The sequence below is a fragment of the Gemmatimonadaceae bacterium genome, from assembly GCA_035606695.1.
Taxonomy (GTDB): Bacteria; Gemmatimonadota; Gemmatimonadetes; order Gemmatimonadales; family Gemmatimonadaceae; genus JAQBQB01.
The window spans coordinates 35,468-52,031 of sequence record DATNEW010000004.1 but is presented as its reverse complement, the minus strand read 5'-3'; the positions used below and the strand labels follow the sequence as shown (position 1 = coordinate 52,031).

Annotated in this window: 23 protein-coding genes; 18 read left to right on the top strand and 5 right to left on the bottom strand. The window is 62.0% G+C overall.

What is annotated here, in order from left to right; translation table 11 throughout:
• Positions 1–325: 325 nt before the first annotated feature.
• The 8 genes from VN706_01700 to VN706_01665 all read left to right on the top strand — a co-directional run bounded on the left by VN706_01700 (position 326) and on the right by VN706_01665 (position 5,894).
• Positions 326–976, top strand: a complete 651-nt coding sequence (locus tag VN706_01700; protein ID HXT14313.1) for a hypothetical protein — start codon at positions 326–328, stop codon at positions 974–976.
• Positions 963–1,748: a hypothetical protein gene (locus VN706_01695; protein ID HXT14312.1), complete on the top strand. Its 786-nt coding sequence runs from the start codon at positions 963–965 to the stop codon at positions 1,746–1,748. Before VN706_01700 ends, VN706_01695 begins: the two co-directional genes overlap by 14 nt.
• Positions 1,749–2,211: 463 nt before the next feature.
• Entirely contained in the window at positions 2,212–2,589 is a 378-nt protein-coding gene (locus tag VN706_01690) for a hypothetical protein (protein ID HXT14311.1), read from the top strand.
• A 192-nt stretch (positions 2,590–2,781) separates the two neighbouring features.
• Positions 2,782–2,988, top strand: coding sequence for an AbrB/MazE/SpoVT family DNA-binding domain-containing protein (locus tag VN706_01685; protein ID HXT14310.1), 207 nt, complete (start codon positions 2,782–2,784; stop codon positions 2,986–2,988).
• Positions 2,985–3,404: a type II toxin-antitoxin system VapC family toxin gene (locus VN706_01680; protein ID HXT14309.1), complete on the top strand. Its 420-nt coding sequence runs from the start codon at positions 2,985–2,987 to the stop codon at positions 3,402–3,404. Before VN706_01685 ends, VN706_01680 begins: the two co-directional genes overlap by 4 nt.
• Positions 3,405–3,505: 101 nt before the next feature.
• On the top strand, positions 3,506–3,931 hold the full coding sequence (locus tag VN706_01675) for a nuclear transport factor 2 family protein (GenBank protein ID HXT14308.1): 426 nt from the start codon (positions 3,506–3,508) through the stop codon (positions 3,929–3,931).
• A gap of 505 nt (positions 3,932–4,436) precedes the next feature.
• Positions 4,437–5,438 (top strand): serine hydrolase domain-containing protein, encoded by a 1,002-nt coding sequence (locus tag VN706_01670; GenBank protein ID HXT14307.1) that lies wholly within the window; start codon positions 4,437–4,439, stop codon positions 5,436–5,438.
• Between the two features lie 144 nt (positions 5,439–5,582).
• Positions 5,583–5,894 carry a hypothetical protein gene (locus VN706_01665; GenBank protein ID HXT14306.1) on the top strand — a complete coding sequence of 104 codons (312 nt, stop codon included), beginning with the start codon at positions 5,583–5,585 and terminating at the stop codon, positions 5,892–5,894.
• Positions 5,895–6,072: 178 nt separating this feature from the next.
• Here the strand turns inward: VN706_01665 and VN706_01660 are convergent, their stop codons facing one another.
• Positions 6,073–6,216, bottom strand: a complete 144-nt coding sequence (locus VN706_01660) for a hypothetical protein (GenBank protein HXT14305.1) — start codon at positions 6,214–6,216, stop codon at positions 6,073–6,075.
• A 13-nt stretch (positions 6,217–6,229) separates the two neighbouring features.
• Here VN706_01660 and VN706_01655 point away from each other — a divergent pair, with 13 nt between their 5' ends.
• From VN706_01655 to VN706_01645, 3 genes are all read left to right on the top strand, one after another.
• A complete protein-coding gene (locus tag VN706_01655; GenBank protein ID HXT14304.1) occupies positions 6,230–6,520 on the top strand; it encodes a hypothetical protein in 291 nt (96 codons plus the stop codon).
• A 234-nt stretch (positions 6,521–6,754) separates the two neighbouring features.
• A complete protein-coding gene (locus VN706_01650; GenBank protein HXT14303.1) occupies positions 6,755–7,495 on the top strand; it encodes a hypothetical protein in 741 nt (246 codons plus the stop codon).
• Between the two features lie 56 nt (positions 7,496–7,551).
• Positions 7,552–8,097: a dihydrofolate reductase family protein gene (locus tag VN706_01645; GenBank protein ID HXT14302.1), complete on the top strand. Its 546-nt coding sequence runs from the start codon at positions 7,552–7,554 to the stop codon at positions 8,095–8,097.
• Positions 8,098–8,211: 114 nt separating this feature from the next.
• Here the strand turns inward: VN706_01645 and VN706_01640 are convergent, their stop codons facing one another.
• The 3 genes from VN706_01640 to VN706_01630 form a co-directional block, all read right to left on the bottom strand.
• Positions 8,212–8,700 carry an SRPBCC domain-containing protein gene (locus VN706_01640; protein ID HXT14301.1) on the bottom strand — a complete coding sequence of 163 codons (489 nt, stop codon included), beginning with the start codon at positions 8,698–8,700 and terminating at the stop codon, positions 8,212–8,214.
• Entirely contained in the window at positions 8,697–9,038 is a 342-nt protein-coding gene (locus VN706_01635) for a metalloregulator ArsR/SmtB family transcription factor (GenBank protein HXT14300.1), read from the bottom strand. The genes VN706_01640 and VN706_01635 overlap by 4 nt, the downstream gene beginning before the upstream one ends.
• A 167-nt stretch (positions 9,039–9,205) precedes the next feature.
• The gene (locus tag VN706_01630; protein HXT14299.1) at positions 9,206–9,472 is read right to left on the bottom strand and encodes a hypothetical protein; all 267 of its coding nucleotides are present in this window, start codon (positions 9,470–9,472) and stop codon (positions 9,206–9,208) included.
• Between the two features lie 217 nt (positions 9,473–9,689).
• Between VN706_01630 and VN706_01625 the strand changes: the two genes are divergently transcribed.
• Both VN706_01625 and VN706_01620 read left to right on the top strand, forming a co-directional pair.
• The gene (locus tag VN706_01625; GenBank protein ID HXT14298.1) at positions 9,690–10,220 is read left to right on the top strand and encodes a hypothetical protein; all 531 of its coding nucleotides are present in this window, start codon (positions 9,690–9,692) and stop codon (positions 10,218–10,220) included.
• 182 nt (positions 10,221–10,402) lie between these two features.
• Entirely contained in the window at positions 10,403–10,822 is a 420-nt protein-coding gene (locus tag VN706_01620) for a GNAT family N-acetyltransferase (protein HXT14297.1), read from the top strand.
• Between the two features lie 170 nt (positions 10,823–10,992).
• Here the strand turns inward: VN706_01620 and VN706_01615 are convergent, their stop codons facing one another.
• The gene (locus tag VN706_01615) at positions 10,993–12,066 is read right to left on the bottom strand and encodes a hypothetical protein (protein HXT14296.1); all 1,074 of its coding nucleotides are present in this window, start codon (positions 12,064–12,066) and stop codon (positions 10,993–10,995) included.
• A gap of 116 nt (positions 12,067–12,182) precedes the next feature.
• On the opposite strand from VN706_01615, the gene VN706_01610 reads away from it, so the two are divergent.
• From VN706_01610 to VN706_01590, 5 genes are read left to right on the top strand one after another with little or no spacing between them, the layout of a single operon-like run.
• On the top strand, positions 12,183–12,710 hold the full coding sequence (locus tag VN706_01610) for a hypothetical protein (protein HXT14295.1): 528 nt from the start codon (positions 12,183–12,185) through the stop codon (positions 12,708–12,710).
• A 20-nt stretch (positions 12,711–12,730) separates the two neighbouring features.
• Entirely contained in the window at positions 12,731–14,617 is a 1,887-nt protein-coding gene (locus VN706_01605) for a CocE/NonD family hydrolase (GenBank protein ID HXT14294.1), read from the top strand.
• A 15-nt stretch (positions 14,618–14,632) separates the two neighbouring features.
• Positions 14,633–15,109 carry a GNAT family N-acetyltransferase gene (locus VN706_01600; GenBank protein ID HXT14293.1) on the top strand — a complete coding sequence of 159 codons (477 nt, stop codon included), beginning with the start codon at positions 14,633–14,635 and terminating at the stop codon, positions 15,107–15,109.
• A 3-nt stretch (positions 15,110–15,112) separates the two neighbouring features.
• A complete protein-coding gene (gene aac(6') / locus VN706_01595) occupies positions 15,113–15,565 on the top strand; it encodes an aminoglycoside 6'-N-acetyltransferase (GenBank protein ID HXT14292.1) in 453 nt (150 codons plus the stop codon).
• A 46-nt stretch (positions 15,566–15,611) separates the two neighbouring features.
• A complete protein-coding gene (locus VN706_01590) occupies positions 15,612–16,532 on the top strand; it encodes a hypothetical protein (GenBank protein HXT14291.1) in 921 nt (306 codons plus the stop codon).
• The last annotated feature ends 32 nt before the right edge of the window (positions 16,533–16,564 follow it).

Here is a 16,564-nt window from a genome sequence, read left to right as displayed (position 1 = left end):
TGCGTCGGCGCTTTCGCGCCCATCGGCAGGACGGCGATGGTGATGGAGTCCTTGTGGACATCCATACCGAGGTAGATGATAGAGGGAGCAACAGCAGCGGACACTGATGACATGGGTTGGTCTCCGCGAAGGGGCGACAGATCGATCGTCGCAGGTGGCTCTGGCAACTCCGTCTCACAGCGCGAGGAGCTAACCCACGCGAGAGTCGGAGGCCAGCCCAGTCATATTTTCTAGATGACCATATACATCAACGCTCATTAAGGAATTTGCCGCGCGCCTTCTGTCGCGCTATGTTTATGCCCCCCAATCGCCGACGGAGGCATGCGTGGCAAAGTTCCGCGTGAAGCTCAAGCTGCAGGGGCTGGAGCTGGAGATCGAAGGCAGCCGAGAAGACGCCCCTCTCATCGCCCAAAACCTTGGCAGGCAGTTCGCGGGTCTTCTCCAACCGGCAGCGCAGATCGTCGCTGGGAACGACGACGTGCCGCTCGACGCGGCGCCGATCGCGATACAGGAGCCCGATGCCGCCAGCACCGTACGGAAGCGAGGACCGCGGAAGAAACGCGGCGCTCCCCCTGCCGCAGCCGCGAGCGATTCTGCAGAGGAAGTGCCACTTGATTGGCGCCACGACCCGGCGAAGTGGGGATCACCAAAGCAGGCTTGGAACACAGCTAACAAGGCTATGTGGCTGTTGTACGTCGCTTCGAACGAGACGGATCAGAAGGAACTCTCTTCCAAGCGTATCGCGAATACGTTCAACAAACACTTCAAGCAGGCCGGTCAGATTCTCCCGTTCAACGTCACGCGTGATCTCGGAAAGCTAAAGATCGGCAAGGACGCACCGGTGTCTGAGGATACCACCCAAACTTCGTCTCCGTGGTTTCTCACCGAAGCCGGTACGAAACGCGCGCAAGGGTTGGTTTCGGAGGCTCTAGGACGCACCGCCGGCGAACAGGAAGAGAACAGTGGGGCTGATTGAGAAGCAGGCCTTGCTCGTGCGAATCTCGCCGCCGCTTGACCACCTCCTGTCAAACCAACTCGTCGACGAGTTCATCTCGGCCGAGCGGCGATTCATCCAGCGAGACTGGGAGCCGGCCGAGCTGGATGGTGGCCAGTTCTGCGAAATTCTAGCTCGAATCCTATATCACATGGATTCGGGCAACCTCAACGCATCGAAGGGATTTGATGACTGCATCAAGTACTTAGAGAACGACCAGGTCGCGCACACATTAGTCCCTCGACAAGACCCGCTGCACCTGACAAAGGTTCTGCGCACAGTCTACAAGTTTCGCAGTCAACGAGGCGCTGTGCACATCTCCCCCACCTATACTCCCAATCACATGGATTCGAAGCTTGTTATCGAGTGCGTGCGATGGGCCATGAACGAAACTCTACGCCTGTTTTGGCAGGGCGACCGGGAAAAAGTTGCTAAGGCGATTCGCGAACTGCTGCAGTTTGATGTGCCATGCGTCGGCGTATTTGAAGATGTCATCATCGTTCAGCGCACAGATCTTCAGGCCGAGGAAGAGCTCTTGATTCTGCTCCACTATGCGGGAGAAGCGGGATTCACCAGAACTGAACTCGGCCAATACAGCCTGTCGTCAGCCCCCTCGGTGACTCGCGCTCTTCAGTCTCTGGTCGCGCCTGCAAAGCGGCAGATTGTTCTTATTGGCAGCGGGCGGTATCGCTTGACTGACTTGGGCTCGCGTCGAATACGCAATGAGCTAGCAGACCGATTGCTCGTCGAATGAATGCGAGCGGTCATCTAACGAACGCTGAAACTGACAAGGAGTCTGCGGAATTGCACGTGGCTTCGCCACGTGCTCATATTGGGTCTCCTTGCAGCTGAGCTAAGGCGTTAGCCGGATTATACAGAGTATGGGTGAAGGCCGCCGCAAGCCCGATCGTTCTAGTCGTGTTCGAGCGAGTCGCGCACTGTCACGCGATCTTGTGTTCTATGACGATGGCCCGGTCCAACGCAAGTTTCAGCAGCGGTTTAGTCCCGAGTTAGACGCGTTTGTTGCTGCGAGCTTCGCTGCGCACTCGGAAATCGAGTCAGCGGGTAAACACTGGCCGCGCAACGAGCGGGTGCACTACGTTCTGCTTTTCTTGCACGTCGGCCTCAACAGCCTCTATACGTCTGCGCACTTCCTAGTATCGGGATACCAACAGGCGGCAGGGTACCAAGCTAGGAGTTATGGGGAATCTTGCGCGATGGCCATGCTGCTTCTCGCTGACGCTGAATGGCAGGCATTTTCACGGCAGAAGACAGAGTACCCTGCACACAAAGCGATGAGCCGCATCACGCGGAAGGCAACCGCACAAATCCTCGAAAAGAAGCTGGGATTCAACCTTAAGGGCTGGGACGCCTACAGCAGCATTCATGGCCTATACGACCAGTTTGCACACGCGGGAGCCTTCACACTCGCATTGCATCTGAACCTCGGCACTCATGCCACGATCGTTGGCGGAGACTTCGACGCGATCAAGCAGCCGGAGTACCGTGGCCACATCGAGTCGCTTACTCGTGGCGCATCGAGCTTGGCCGAGCTGACTCGACGCATCGGAATGCATACCTCTGGTATCTCTTAGCAACCGGCTAACGGACGCTGCAGCTGACAAGTAGGCTGCGGAGTTGCACGCGGCTTCGCCGCGCGCTCTTATTGGGCCTCCTTGCAGCTGAGCTCAGGGGTCAGCCAGCCCGTCCGGTGCTCGTTGCCCGTATGGCGATTTAATGATAGATTGCCATATCGTCATACGATTCTTCGATCGATCGAGGCCCCGATGGACGTCGTGACTATTTCGCCGAAATTCCAGGTCGTAATCCCTCGGGAAATTCGCGAGCGGCTGGGATTGGCGCCTGGCCAAAAAGTGCAGGCGCTCGCCTACGAGAACCGCATCGAGCTGATCCCGGTACAGCCACTGAAACGCATGCGCGGCTTTCTCGCGGGTCTCGACACCACCATGCGTCGCGAGCGCGACCGGGTGTGATCGCGCCAGCGAAGCGGGCCGCGACGACAGGCCCGAATGTCGTCGACTCGTCGGCGTGGCTCGAGTACTTCGCGGATGGCCCGGGGGCCGGGCGCTTTGCCGCGGCGATCGAAGCCGTCGACCGGCTCGTGGTACCGAGCGTGTGTTTGCTCGAAGTGTTCAAGGTGGTATTGCGCCAACGCGGGGAAAGCGACGCGCTCCAAGCGGTGGCGCTCATGCAACAAGGCACGGTGATCGACCTCGACGCGGCGCTGGCGTTGTCAGCGGCCACGGTAGGCGTGGTGCACAAGCTGCCGTTGGCGGACAGCATCGTCTATGCGACGGCGCAGCGGATGGCGGGGACGGTGTGGACGCAGGATGAGGATTTTGACGGGCTGCCGGGCGTGAAATTCCATCCGAAGCTCGCGAAAGGATAGCTCCTGACGCCGCCCAACGAACGCTGAAGCTGACTATACACATCGCACGCGGAGGACCCCGTGTGCCTCTCTGCGCTCTCGTTCCAAGAGGTGCGGTGAACATGTTTTTCGCCATTCTGCTCTTGTTCTCATCGCCTCATGGCGCTGCGTGCCCAGCCGACGAGGCCAAGGACGAAGCCGCTTTGGTGCGGGTCGAACAGGCGTGGGTCCGCGCCGCGGAGCACCATGACACCACAGCGCTCGAATGCCTCCTGGCGACCGAATTCGAGGAGGCCGACTTTGATGGTTCGCTCATCACCCGGTCCGCGATGTTGGCTAACGCGGCGAAGCCGAGCAGCAGCCACAGCGAGCTAGTGGATTTACACGTTCACATATACGGTGAGGCCGCGTACGTCCGAGGCATCGGCGTGAACAGCGAGAATGGCCGGCCTACAGGACGCACACGATTCACCGACGTTTTTGTCTTTCGTGACGGACGCTGGCAGTGTGTGGCTGGCCACGATTCGCGTTTTCCAAAGGGTCGGTAGGATTCGCGGTTCGTGACGTCGTGACTTCGTGACGTCGTGACGTCGCGACGTCGCGCGTCTCGCATCGGGCCGGGGGCGGCCGCATCTGATGTACGACGAGAATCGAGAGGCCGTCCGAGTTGCGTAATTCGAGTGTCCATAACCGAGTCAGCTAACGAACGCTGAAGCTGACAAGGAATCTGCGGACTGGCGCGGGCTCCGCCCGCGCCGCTTATTAGACTTCCTTGCAGCCCCAGATAGGGCGTTGCGCCGCCATTGACTGGCGCGCGCTGACACATCACCTTTATCGAAGATTCTTAGTGGAGTGTCTTCGATGAGGACATCGACCGTGTATGCGTTCACGCGCCTGGCGTACTGCGGCCTCATTTTCTCAGCCCAAGCCACCTGGTGCGCAGCTCAGCAGCCACTGCCTCGAGCCGCCTCTGCAACTCGCGCCTACTCCCGCGAGATCGGCGCGGCCCACCGGATCGCGTTGGCGGCCTACGAACACGGGCTCCCAGCCCCGATGGAGGCGCCGTTCCATGGCGAACGCGTACGACCGCCGGCGTTGTCCGTCGCGATCGCAGTGCACGGGCAGGTCGTCTACGCCGAGGCGTTTGGTTTCGCCGACCTTGAACAGCGCGTTCCAGCCACCACTTCCACGAAATTTCGCATCGGCAGTATTTCGAAGCCGCTCACGGCGGCGGCACTCGGGCTCCTCGAACAACACGGCCGACTCGATTTCGACGCGCCCGTTCGCCGATATGTGCCCTCATTTCCTGACAAGGGTGCCACAGTAACGGTCCGCGAGGTTGGCGGCCATCTCGGCGGCATTCGAGGATACAAACCGAACGAGCCGGAAAGCCAGAGTCACTATCCGTCCGTCGACTCGAGTCTCTCTCGGTTCCGAGACGATTCACTCGTCGCACAACCCGGAACGCGGTTTGTCTACTCGAGCTACGGCTTTGTTTTGCTGAGCAGCGTCATCGAACACACGGCCGGGGTCCCGTACTTGGATTTCATGCGCGATAGCGTCTTTGGTGTGCTCGGCATGACGAGTACGGTACCTGACGATCCCTCCGCCATCGTTCCGTGGCGCGCACGATGGTACGATCTTCAAGCCGACGGAACATATCGCAATTCTGAATTCGCCGACCTCAGTTACAAGTGGGCGGGCGGGGGGTTTCTGTCGACGCCGACGGATCTCGTACGGTTCGGCGCCGCGATGCTCCATCCCGGTTTCCTCAGTGCCGCGACACTCCGTGTGTTGGAGACGTCGCAACTCACGGCCGCCGGCAAACCGACTCAGTATGGAATCGGGTGGTTTGTGTCCGATTCAACGCGTTTCATCAAGCAGCGTACTATCCGACATAGCGGCGGCGCGATCGGAAGCACTGCCAACCTGCTGCTGTACCCAGACTACGACATCGTCGTGGCGTGGGCACAGAACGATGGACAGCTGAACGACAACGACCTGTTCGGTCTTGTCGCCCCGTTCATCCACGGTCCGGCCCGCAAGGGCCGATGATTCGCGCGGCCGTCGACACGCGTTGACTCGCTCCTAGCCTGCCTAACGCGTTACCCGGCGCTTGATCGTTGGAGCTGACGCACATACGTTCGAGCAGTTGCTCAACTCGCAACCGCTGACATGTCGACGAGATCTTCTCGTGCCATGATGCGCCTGCTCATCGCGGCGTTCCTGTTGCTTCTGGGAAGCGACGCGAACGGACGCGCGCGTGTCTCGCTGCGCAGGCATCACGGCTCGCACCCAAGTATTGCGACAGCGAACCATAGTGCGCTGCTGGCGGCGACGCTCGTGCCGAAGGACGTCGATGCCGCGCGGCCGCAGCTGTTGGCACCCGGCGCGAGCCTGCACGACCGCCGAGTTCAATCCGCGCCGCCGCCGACTCGCGATTCTTCGTCGTTGTGCTCGTGCGAGCGCACGACCGGCCAAGCCGCCCGACCACCTCCGTTCCAGGCCTGAAGTCAGACGAAACGATCGCCGGCACTCGCGTGCCGCGCATCGCGCTGTCCGCGAACACCTCGCGGCGGTGAATCTCTCACGTCCGATCTCTCAGACTGGAGCACCCAATGCACGAATCATTTCGCAGACGGTCATGCGTGAACCCCCGCATGAACCGCAAGCCGCCTTTTGTAATCGTTCACACGCTGTTGTCGCTGACGATCTGTCTATCCGTCGCTTGCGCCACACGCCATGCGGCGGGCGTACCATGCCCCGCCGTCGAGATGAGCGCGGTCGCGGATACACCGACGGACTCCACCAAGACCGTCACTCTGAACGACACGACGACAATCCTGATGTCTCGAACTCCTCTCGTCGCTACCGGCGATATCACCGGCGCCACAGCGTCACAGGGCAAGGACCAGTGGAGTCTCGACTTCACGGTGACCGATGATGCGGCCATGCGCGTTCGTGAATTCACCAAACAGCACGTCGGCAGAAGGCTGGCCCTTCTCGTCGACGGGAAAGTCTATGGCACGCCTCGAATCGCCTCGGCGATCACCGGCAATGGATATCGAATCGGAGGTCTCAATCGATCAGACGCGGAGCGGGCGGCGACCGCGATCAGCAACGGTTGCCGTCGCTAGACGCGGGCGGTCTCACTCAGCACCATAGAGTCGGACGCGGACCAGCCTGGTGGGTCGCAACTGCGGCCGCCGGCTGGTCCGCGCAGCGTCGCGAACTCGTCACGCACGCGGTCACCCCGAGTTCCGTCGTCCCGTATGTCCCGGCAACCGTTTCTCTCCGGATGGTGACGAACGTCGTCAGTTCGTTCACCGCTCACTCCACATTGCGAACGGGCCCGAAATCGGAGAACGCGTATGTCAGACCAACTTGTCCAATTGAAGCGTGAGGTCCGGCTTCTTCGCGCGTACGTGCTCGGCGCCGTGCTGGGCATCGCCATCATCGGCTTGACCGCATTTCGGCGAACGGCGGCCCCGACGCGTTTCGACGAAATTGACGTGCAGCGCATCAACATCCGCGAGCCTGACGGCAAGCTCCGGATGGTGCTGTCAAACAAGGCTCGGTCGACCGGCCCCGTTGCCTACGGAAAAGCATTCGGCTACCCGGGCGGAACGCGGCCCGGAATCATCTTCTTTAATGATGAAGAGACCGAAGATGGAGGGCTCGTCTTCCACGGAAAGACGGAAGATGGTAAGTACGATGCCGGCGCTCAGCTGTCATTCGATCAATACAACCACGACCAGGTGATGACGCTCGCCTATGTTGACCGGAACGGAGATCGGACCGTCGGTCTCGAGATGGGAGAGCGCCGCGGGCCGATGGTCGATGAGCGTGTCGGGCAGTTGGACTCGATCGACAAGATGCAGAACGGCGCGGCGAAGGATTCCGCCAGACGAGCTTTGTTTGCCCCGATCAACGGAGCTCCACAATTTGCTCCACGAGTCTTTGTGGGCCGGCGCGACAACGGCAACGCTGCCGTCGTGCTCATGGACGGCAAGGGCCGGCCTCGCCTGAGATTCATCGTCGATTCTCTTGGTTCGGCGCGGATAGAATTTCTGAATGACAGCAATCGCGTTGTCCGTAGCTTGGCTCCATAGTCCTTGGCGCGCGCCAGCGAACGTACGCGCGAGCCGACAATCGGAGGAATAAAGGCATGGGTAAGCTCGTCTTCGGCATGATGCAGTCCCTCGACGGCTACGTCGATGGCGTCGCGGGCACGCTGGAATTGCCTCCGCCCGACGCTGCCCTTGGCCGTCATTTCATGGATCACGTCCGCGGCTTGGCCGGCTCGTTGTATGGCCGACGGATCTACGAGATCATGCGCTACTGGGACGAGGATCGACCGGAGTGGGATGACGGCGATCACGAGTTCGCGGCGGCATGGCGTGCGCAGCCGAAGTGGGTCGTCTCGCGCACGCTGAACTCGGTCGGCGCGAACGCCACGCTCGTCGCCGAGAACGTCGACGCATTTGTTCGCAGGCTGAAAGAGGACGTCGAGGGTGAGATCGACGTCGCGGGACCCACCCTGGCGGCAAGCCTGACCGAACTCGGTCTCGTCGACGAATATCGTCTCTACTTCCGCCCGTTCGTGCTTGGCGGTGGCAAGCCGTACTTTGCCGGAGCCCGGGCACCGCTCCGCATTATTGCCAGCGATCGCATTGGCGAGGAAGCGGTTTGCCTGACGTGTGTTCCGATCTGAGACGGGTTAGCGCAACGGGCGTCCGTCAGCTCCATTTCACGGGCGTTCATCGTTCGCGTGGATCGAGAGCGGCGCACTTCTCGTCATGCGTTCCGAGATCGACGAACCGGGGAACTACTTCATCGACATCACGTGCGCGACAAACTGCTCCAGCGCGATCTCCGTTCCCTCCTGCCAACCGGACGCCTTGTCTTTCTCGTAGTCAGCTTCATCCCGATGCAACGCCGTGAAGATGTAGCGCGTGCCGCTCCCGACGCTCTCGAGCGTCATGATGGCGGTGATCGGAATGTCGTCGAAGACGGCCGGACGGTAGCCGGGGAACAACATGGAGGTCCAGACGAGTCGCTGCATCGGAACGACGTCGAGGAAGCAGCCAAGGTTGGGAACTTCGCGACCGTCTCCGGTTGCGATGTCGATGCTGAACATGCCGCCCGGCCGCACGTCCATTTCGACTCGCGCCACGCGCCCCCACGCCTTGGGCATGTACCACTCCGTGAGATGCTCCGGTTTCGTCAACGCTTCCCACACGAGCCGCGCGGGAGCGTCGATGAACCGTTCGATGACGAAGTCGAGCTTCGGATCGATCGCGAATTGCTTTCTCATGATTCCGATTCCTTCTGCTTGAGTTGTTTGACGTAGAGGTCGAATCGGTCCAATCGCGCTTCCCACAACTGCCGGCGCGCGGTCAGCCAGTCTTCAACAACTGTGAACCGTTCGGGTGCGATCTCGTACGTCCGCACGCGCCCTCGCTTCTTCGACTTCACCAGCCGGCTCTGTTCGAGCACCGAGAGGTGCTGCACGAACGAGGGGAGTTTCATGTCGAATGGCGCCGCCAGCTCGCTGACCGTGGCGGGTCCCGCGGACAGGTGCTCGAGGACCTTCCGCCGCGTCGCGTTGGACAAGGCATAAAACACGTCGTCAACGACAGCGGATTGAACCATTGCAATACCAGTCGATTGGTTGAGTCGCCCGATCTGACTGAGCGATTCTATCAGCGAATAATACTAAGGTCAATACCTAAGTATTTCGGAACTCGAAGCAGCGTCTTCGATGTGCTCGACTTCAGCGCGCGGAAGCTGCTCTGGGCGTTGGGCCGGCCGAGTCTTGCTCAGCGCACGAAGCGGCGCGCCACTTGCTCCAGGCGTTCGTCACCATCACGTTCCGCCGCGGCACGGATCTCCTCGACGTACGCGTGCAGCCGCGGCTCGCCCCAGTAGTAGCCCGTCGCTCGCTCGGCGAGCTGAGTCTCGTTCACCCGCGCCGCCTCGAGCAGCGCGCGAGCGGCGGCGCGGTCGTAGCCGGGATCGTCGCGAGGCGGCAGGTCGTAGTGGCGGCGCGGCATCTCCCCTTCCGCGTCATCTCGAAGAAACGCCATCGACATGCCTCGTCCTCCTCACAGCTGTCCGCTGCCTACGGTGTAGATGCGAAATTTAACGCGTGGGGATCGCCGCCGCCGTGCCGTGCGCCCCTGCGAACGCCGAGGCTGATGGCCGAATTCATGATTGCGAACGCTGATTCCGCGAGGGCACGCTGTGTCTCGCTCGCGACCGACCGACTTGGGGATGCATGCAATATCAATTGAGCGTTGTTTAATGGCGTCCTCTCCGCGCGTACGCGGCATGCCGTTGATTGGAGTCGTGCTCGTAGTCACGAGCGCCTGTGGCCAGCTCGCCGCGCAGGAACCTGCTCCTCGATCTCGAGTCACGCTCGATGCCGGTTTGCTTGCGGGCGGACTCAGTTATGCTCGAGTGACGAGTCCAGACAAGCTCGTTGGCGTGGGTTTGGGACTGGGATACGAGTTCAACTTCAGACTCGTTCACAGCGAACCGTGGGGAACGAAGTCCGCGGAGATTGCGCACATCGACGCGTTCGAGCGGCTCGAACCACCGGGACGCTGGCAGTACGACGTCGGCGTCAGAGCCGCCTTCGACTTCCACGCGGCGCAGGTCGCGTCGGAGGCAGAACCGGGCGGGTTCGCAGGCGGGTACATCGCGCCGATGTGGGGCGGGTCGCACTTCCGGATCGGACCGCGCGTTCAGGCGGGGGCTTATTGGTCGTCGCCTCATCCCGCGTTTGGAATCTCCGTCACGCCGCTCACGGCAAGATTCGTATTCAAGTTCTGATTCAAGTTCTGATTCAAGTTCTGAAAATCGGATGCTGCGCCTGCGACGGAAGCTCGAGACTATTGCGTTAGCCGTATGACGTGGGTTGCGCCAGACGCGCGATCGAGTGATTGTTCGCCTCGCTCGCTCTTGTGAGCTCGCCCGCACTCACCCTGAGCATTGATGGCCATACACATCTCGGTATGACCGACGTGACCTACAGTGATGGATTCGGCGTCGAGGATTTTCTCGCACTGGCTCAACGTGTTTGGCCGCGCCCATACGACTCGGCGGCTGCGGCGCAGGCGTTGACCCGCACCATCAACGTCGGTGCCTGGGATGGCTCGCGGCTCATCGGGAGCGTCCGCGTACTGACGGACGGTTATTTCTTCGCCACCATCCCGGAGATCCTCGTCGACCCAGACTACGAGCGGCGCGGCATTGGCCGCCGTCTGATGGAGCTCGCGCTCGAGCGATCGCCTCGCGGCAAGGTTGGGTTCGGGGCACAACCGCAGAGCGTGGGATTCTTCGAGCGAATTGGCTGTCGGCGGGCGTCGACTGGGTTCGTTGCGGAACGGCCGCTCGGACCGGGCGTCGGGGAGCAGACGTCTGAGGAGGGCTGAAGTTCACGGGCGAGCCAGGGCATTCGACGGCATTCAGCGGCGACTGACGGTCGGGTCCGCGCGGCGGAGCGCCGAGCGAAGCGGAACTGCGGCCGGGCGCTGGATCGTCGCGGCGGCACAGGCGGCGGAGCTGCTTCAGAGCCGTATGCCGCGTACGGAGATTCACCCCGTTACCGCACGAACGTACTCGCCCCCGCATCCATCTGCCGATTCACCGTTCTCTCCCCCACAAACAACTCGACACTAATCGTCGTATCGTCATTCATCCTTACGAGCAACAACCCATACGGCGGAAACCCTTTGTCGAACGGACTGTAAAGCAGATACGGCACCACCCCACTCCCCGCCGTCACCCTCTCTGGCCGTGGCGCAGCTGAGTCGATCGCCCACACGCCCGCCGGCCCAACGGTGCCGCCGATCGACACCCGCACCTGACTCGGATCATAGTAGTCATACGCGAACGAAATCGTCCGCGTCCACCCATACGGCTCCCAGCTGCTGTCGGCCGGCATGTCCGACACAAACCAATCGCCGGCGAGCTTGCCGGAAATACCGAAGTCGAGTTGGCCGTCCTTGTCGCTGGCCGCCGCGGTGCGATACACGTGCGGATAGAGCTGCGCCTGCAACTCGGGCGTGAAGTACTGCCACGGCGATACGTAATACAGCGTTTGCTCGCCGTATCGCGCTCGATTCACAAATCCCGAATGCGTCGCCGTCGTGTCGAACGCACCGAGATCGAGCGTCGTGCCCTTCGTCGTGTTGCCAAGCTTCGTTCCGACTTGTACGATCTGCCCGATCGTCAGCGGCTGCGTGAGAACGACGTGATCGAAATAGAAGTAGAACGCCGGCGTCGCGCGGAACATGACCTTGGTCTCACCTTGCGCGTTGGGCAGAAGTGAAATGACCGCACCGGTCGCGGGCATGAACACGTCGCGCGTATCGCTGCCGAACGGCTGGTTCTTCGAGAGATCGCCGTCGTAGAAATAGACGTGATCCGTCGGCAGCACATGCCCCGGCGGATTCAGGCTGCCGAGCGCGGTGAGCGACATCCCCGGCGCGATCGCGACCGGCATCACGGTGAATTGCGCGACGCCACCCGGCGGCGCGGGAATGTTCGTGAACGGGCAGGGGCAATGATTCCCGCCACTCGAGGACTCGGGGCCATTCATGTCGCTGCCGCACGACAACGAAGACGCGAGCGCCGCGGCGGCGAGGTAGGTTCCTACACGGCGTGCCTGGTGCATGATCCGCTGGGTGGTCGATCCTCGGAAGTATCGGCAGCCCGAGCGTCCTTCACCATGCCGCCAATCACAGTATTCCTTATCCAATAGATGCCATCGGAGCGGAGTAGATTCGACTAATGCCGGCGTCATTCTGGATTCGGCCACTCTTGTGCGTTGCCGCGACGACGCAGCTCGTGGCATGCCTTCCCGGCGAGCCATGTGGCGATGCAATCAGAACCGCGGCCGCCACGGGCGACATCATCGGCAACCCCGGACAGGTGCTCGGGACGGTGAGTCTCAATCTCGCCGAGTCGGAGACCGTGACCGGGTCGACGATGTCGGTGGCCCTGCAAAGCAACTTGACGCCGGACGGAAACGCACTCCGCGGGCACATCGTGAAAGTACGAATACTCGGGAGCGAGGGCCGAGTGTTCTTCGAGCCTCCGGTGGATCAGCTTCCGTCGTCCGTTTCGCCGGGGCCGCTCACTGAGACGATGAACATCAACATCGACGATGCGACCGTTCTTGCGGATCTGCGTGCGCAGTTCGTCGCGGGCCTGCTTCTCGTGGAGCTCACGACCGATGAAACGCCGGTGCGGCAATTCATCGTGTCGACCGAGGTCACCAGCGTTTCGAATACGTTCCAACGGGCGATTTGCTTGTAGTCACCTCTATGAGGATCGCGATGCGACATCTTCGAGTACGCCTCTCCGCCGCCCTGCTCCTCGTCGCCGCTCCGTTCTTCGCGAGCCTCGCCCAACAGTCCGGCGCTCCGATCTTCACGCTCGAGGAAGTCATGATCCCGATGCGCGACGGCGCGCATCTGCAAACGGTGATCGAGCGCCCGGTGAATCAAACCGGCCCGCTGCCCATTCTGCTTCGCCGCACGCCCTACGGAGTGCCGAGCGCGTCACCGACGTCCGTACCGCCGGTGCTCAACGAATTGATGGCGGACGGTTACATCTTCGTCGTGCAGAATCTGCGCGGACGATTCAAGTCCGAGGGCACGTTCCTCCTGTCGTCGGCGGTCGATCTCTCCAACCCGTCGCCCAAGAACGTCAACGAGGCCACGGACGCCTACGACACCATCGATTGGCTCGTGAAACACGTCGCGAACAACAACGGCCGAGTCGGCATCTATGGCGTGTCGTACGATGGGCTCACCGCGGCCACGACGCTGCTCATGCCGCACCCGGCGCTCAAGGCGATCAGCGAACAGGCGTCGCCGGCCGATCAGTGGATGAACGACGACGACCACCGCTACGGCGCGCTGCGCGAAAGCTACTCGTTCGAGTACGCCGTGTACGAGCAGGCGGACAAATTCAAGAATACTCATTTCGACTTCGACGTCTACGACGGGTACGACTGGTATTTGAAGCTCGGCCCGTTGTCGAACATCAACGCGAAATATCTGCACGGGTCGATTCCGGCGTGGAACGCGCTCGTCGCGCATCCCAACTACGACGCGTTCAACAAACGCGAGGCGTGGTACACGCAGATCACGGGCGCGACGGTGCCCAACCTGAACGTCGCCGGCTTCTGGGATCAGGAAGATCCGTGGGGGCCGTGGCAGATCTTTCATCAAGCGGAGAAGAACGATCCCCAGCACACGAACCTGATGGTCGCCGGCCCGTGGTATCACGGCTCCTGGCACACGCCCGTCAACGACAGCATCGGCCTCATCCCACTCGGCGGACATGCCACGGCGCGCGAGTTCCGCGAGAACATCGAGGCGCCGTTCTTCCGCTACTATCTCCACGGCAAGGGCACGAAGCCCGCGTGGCAGGCGATGATGTTCGAGACAGGATCGAACACATGGAAGACGTACGACACGTGGCCGGTGAAGGGCGCGACGCCGACGAGTCTCTATCTCCATTCCGATGGAACGCTGTCCTTTGAGAAGCCGGCGGCGTCAGCAAAGCCGTTTCGAGAGTATGTCTCCGATCCGGCGAATCCAGTTCCCTATCGCCAACGGCCGATCTCGCCGACATATCCCGCGGGCGACTCGCGCCGATGGGAGGTGGCCGATCAGCGGTTCGTCGACGGACGGCCGGATGTGCTCACCTACACCAGCGCGCCACTCGACCACGATGTCACCGTCACCGGCGCGCTCTCGGCGACGCTGTTCGCATCGACGTCGGGCACGGACGCGGACTTCATCGTCAAGCTGATCGACGTCTATCCCGAGAACGCTCAGCCGAACGCGTGGAACCCGGACGCTGGGCCGGAACCGAGTGAATATGCGAGATCTCTCAATGGGTACGAGCTGCCGATCGCGATGGAGGTGCGGCGCGGACGATTCAATCAGAGCTTCGAGACGCCGCATGCGCTCGTGCCGAACAAGCCCAGCGAGTGGACGATCCCGCTGCGCGAGCATGATCATGTCTTTCTGAAGGGGCACCGGATCATGGTGCAGGTGCAGTCGACGTGGTTCCCGGTGATCGACCGCAACCCGCAGAAGTTCGTGCCGAGTATTTACGAGGCGAAGGCGAGCGACTACGTGAAGGCGACGCAGCGCGTGTATGCGACGCCGGCGATGGCGTCGCACATCACACTGCCGGTGGTACGGTAGCGAGAGCGGACGGTGATGCTCAACGTTCGCGTTGCGACACCCAGCGACGCACCGGCGATCGCGGAGCTCAGCGCCGAGTTCGTGAGGTATCTCGCTCGACTCGGCGATCCCGCGCCTGGCGGAATAACCGCGGACGAGGTTCTGCGCGAGGGCTTCGGCGACCACGCGGCATTCGGCGGATTCGTCGCCGAGTTCGCGGGCCGCATCGTCGGCTATCTCTTGCATCATCCCGGCTACGATGTCGATCGCGGCGGTCGCGTTTGGTATGTCTTCGACCTGTTCGTGACCGCGACAGCGCGTCGAGCCGGCGTTGGCAGAGCGCTGATGATTCGTGCGCGCCACGCCTGTCAGGACGCGGGCGGACGCGCGTTGATCTGGACGGTCTACCCGCCGAACCTCGACGCTTTACACTTCTATCAACGCCTTGGCGCGACCGTCAGCGAGGATCGCATATTGACCTGGCTCACCGCGGCGGCGACCGACGGAGTCTAGCGCATGCCTCACGTTCGCATTCGACGTTACGACCAGCACGATTGGCCGGAGTGGCTGCGGATGAACCTCGCGCTTTTTCCACAACATTCGGCAGATGAGCTCACACAGGGCATGCGGGAGCTGTCCGCCAACCCTGACGCCGCGGTGTTCGTCGCGCCACGCGACGACGGTGGGATGGCCGGGTTCGTCGAGGTCGGCACTCGACCATATGCCGATGGCTGCGATACGACGCCGGTGGGATACATCGAGGCGCTGTTCGTAGATCCCGATATGCGCCGCCAAGGATGCGCGCTCGCGCTGCTCGACGCCGCCGAAGCATGGGCACGCGAACACGGCTATCGCGAGGTGGCCTCGGACGCACGTTTGGACAACGTGGTGAGTCACGCGACACATCGACGCGCCGGGTACGACGAAGTCGATCGCGTCGTGCAGTTTCGCAAGCGGCTGAACGAGTAGCACACCCGCGCCTTGACGCCCTCGTATTCACGCGCGAGTCTATCGCATGCCACAAGCCACCTGCCCGCGCTGCCACTCCTACATCGACGTCGAAAACGTCGCGTCGCACGATCTCAGCGACTGCCAGTATTGCCGCGGCGAGATCTTCCTCTACAAGTGCACGTCGTGCATGAAGGTGACCGCGCTCATGCCGGGGCAGATTCCACGCGCGTGCCCACGCTGTTCGACGCTCATCCGGCCCGACGCGCGGCGGGCCGGGCTCACCGCGCACGTGCCACCCGCGGCCGCCCTCACGGTAGACCTGCACAACGACATGCCGAGTGCGACGGCCTCGACCCAGTCGGTGCTCCTCAACCGGCTCGTCTTTCGAGGTGACGGCACCGGCTTCCTGAGTCTCAGACCGCCCGGCTTCACCGCGAAGGCGGACGCTCGGTTCGCGGGCCCGGTGATCATCCGAGACAAGTGGAAGGAAAAGGGCGTGACGACACACATGCAGACCAAGGTGGTGCTTGCGTGGTCGAAGTCGATCTACAAGGCGCTCGAGTACGCGATGGGATGCATCAAGGGCGGACTGGCGCAGGACTCCGACGCACGCGCCTCAGCGGCGGCCGCCGTCTCGGCTCCGGCATCCGGTCCCAAGCCCGGCTGGTTGTACGTGGCATGGGTCGAGTATGGGATCGACGTACTCGCTGCGGTGCGTGAATGGGAACGGATTGAGCGTTGGCCGGCCATTCGGCCGGGAACGCAGGAGGAAATTCTCTCGCCCACATTGCCGCTCGAACGAATCGTCGGGTGCTGGGCGATTCAGAAGGGCGCATCCTTTGGGGATATCCGAATCACGCAGCACGTTCCGATTCCGGATCGGGGCTTGCCGATCCCGGTGCTTGCCGCCTATCGCCGACTCGCCGAGGAGTTTCACGTGGGGCGCGAGCTCAACGTCTATACATATTTGGCGGCGGACTCGTAGGGTCGCTCGGCCCGCGGTCCGCCATTCCAAAT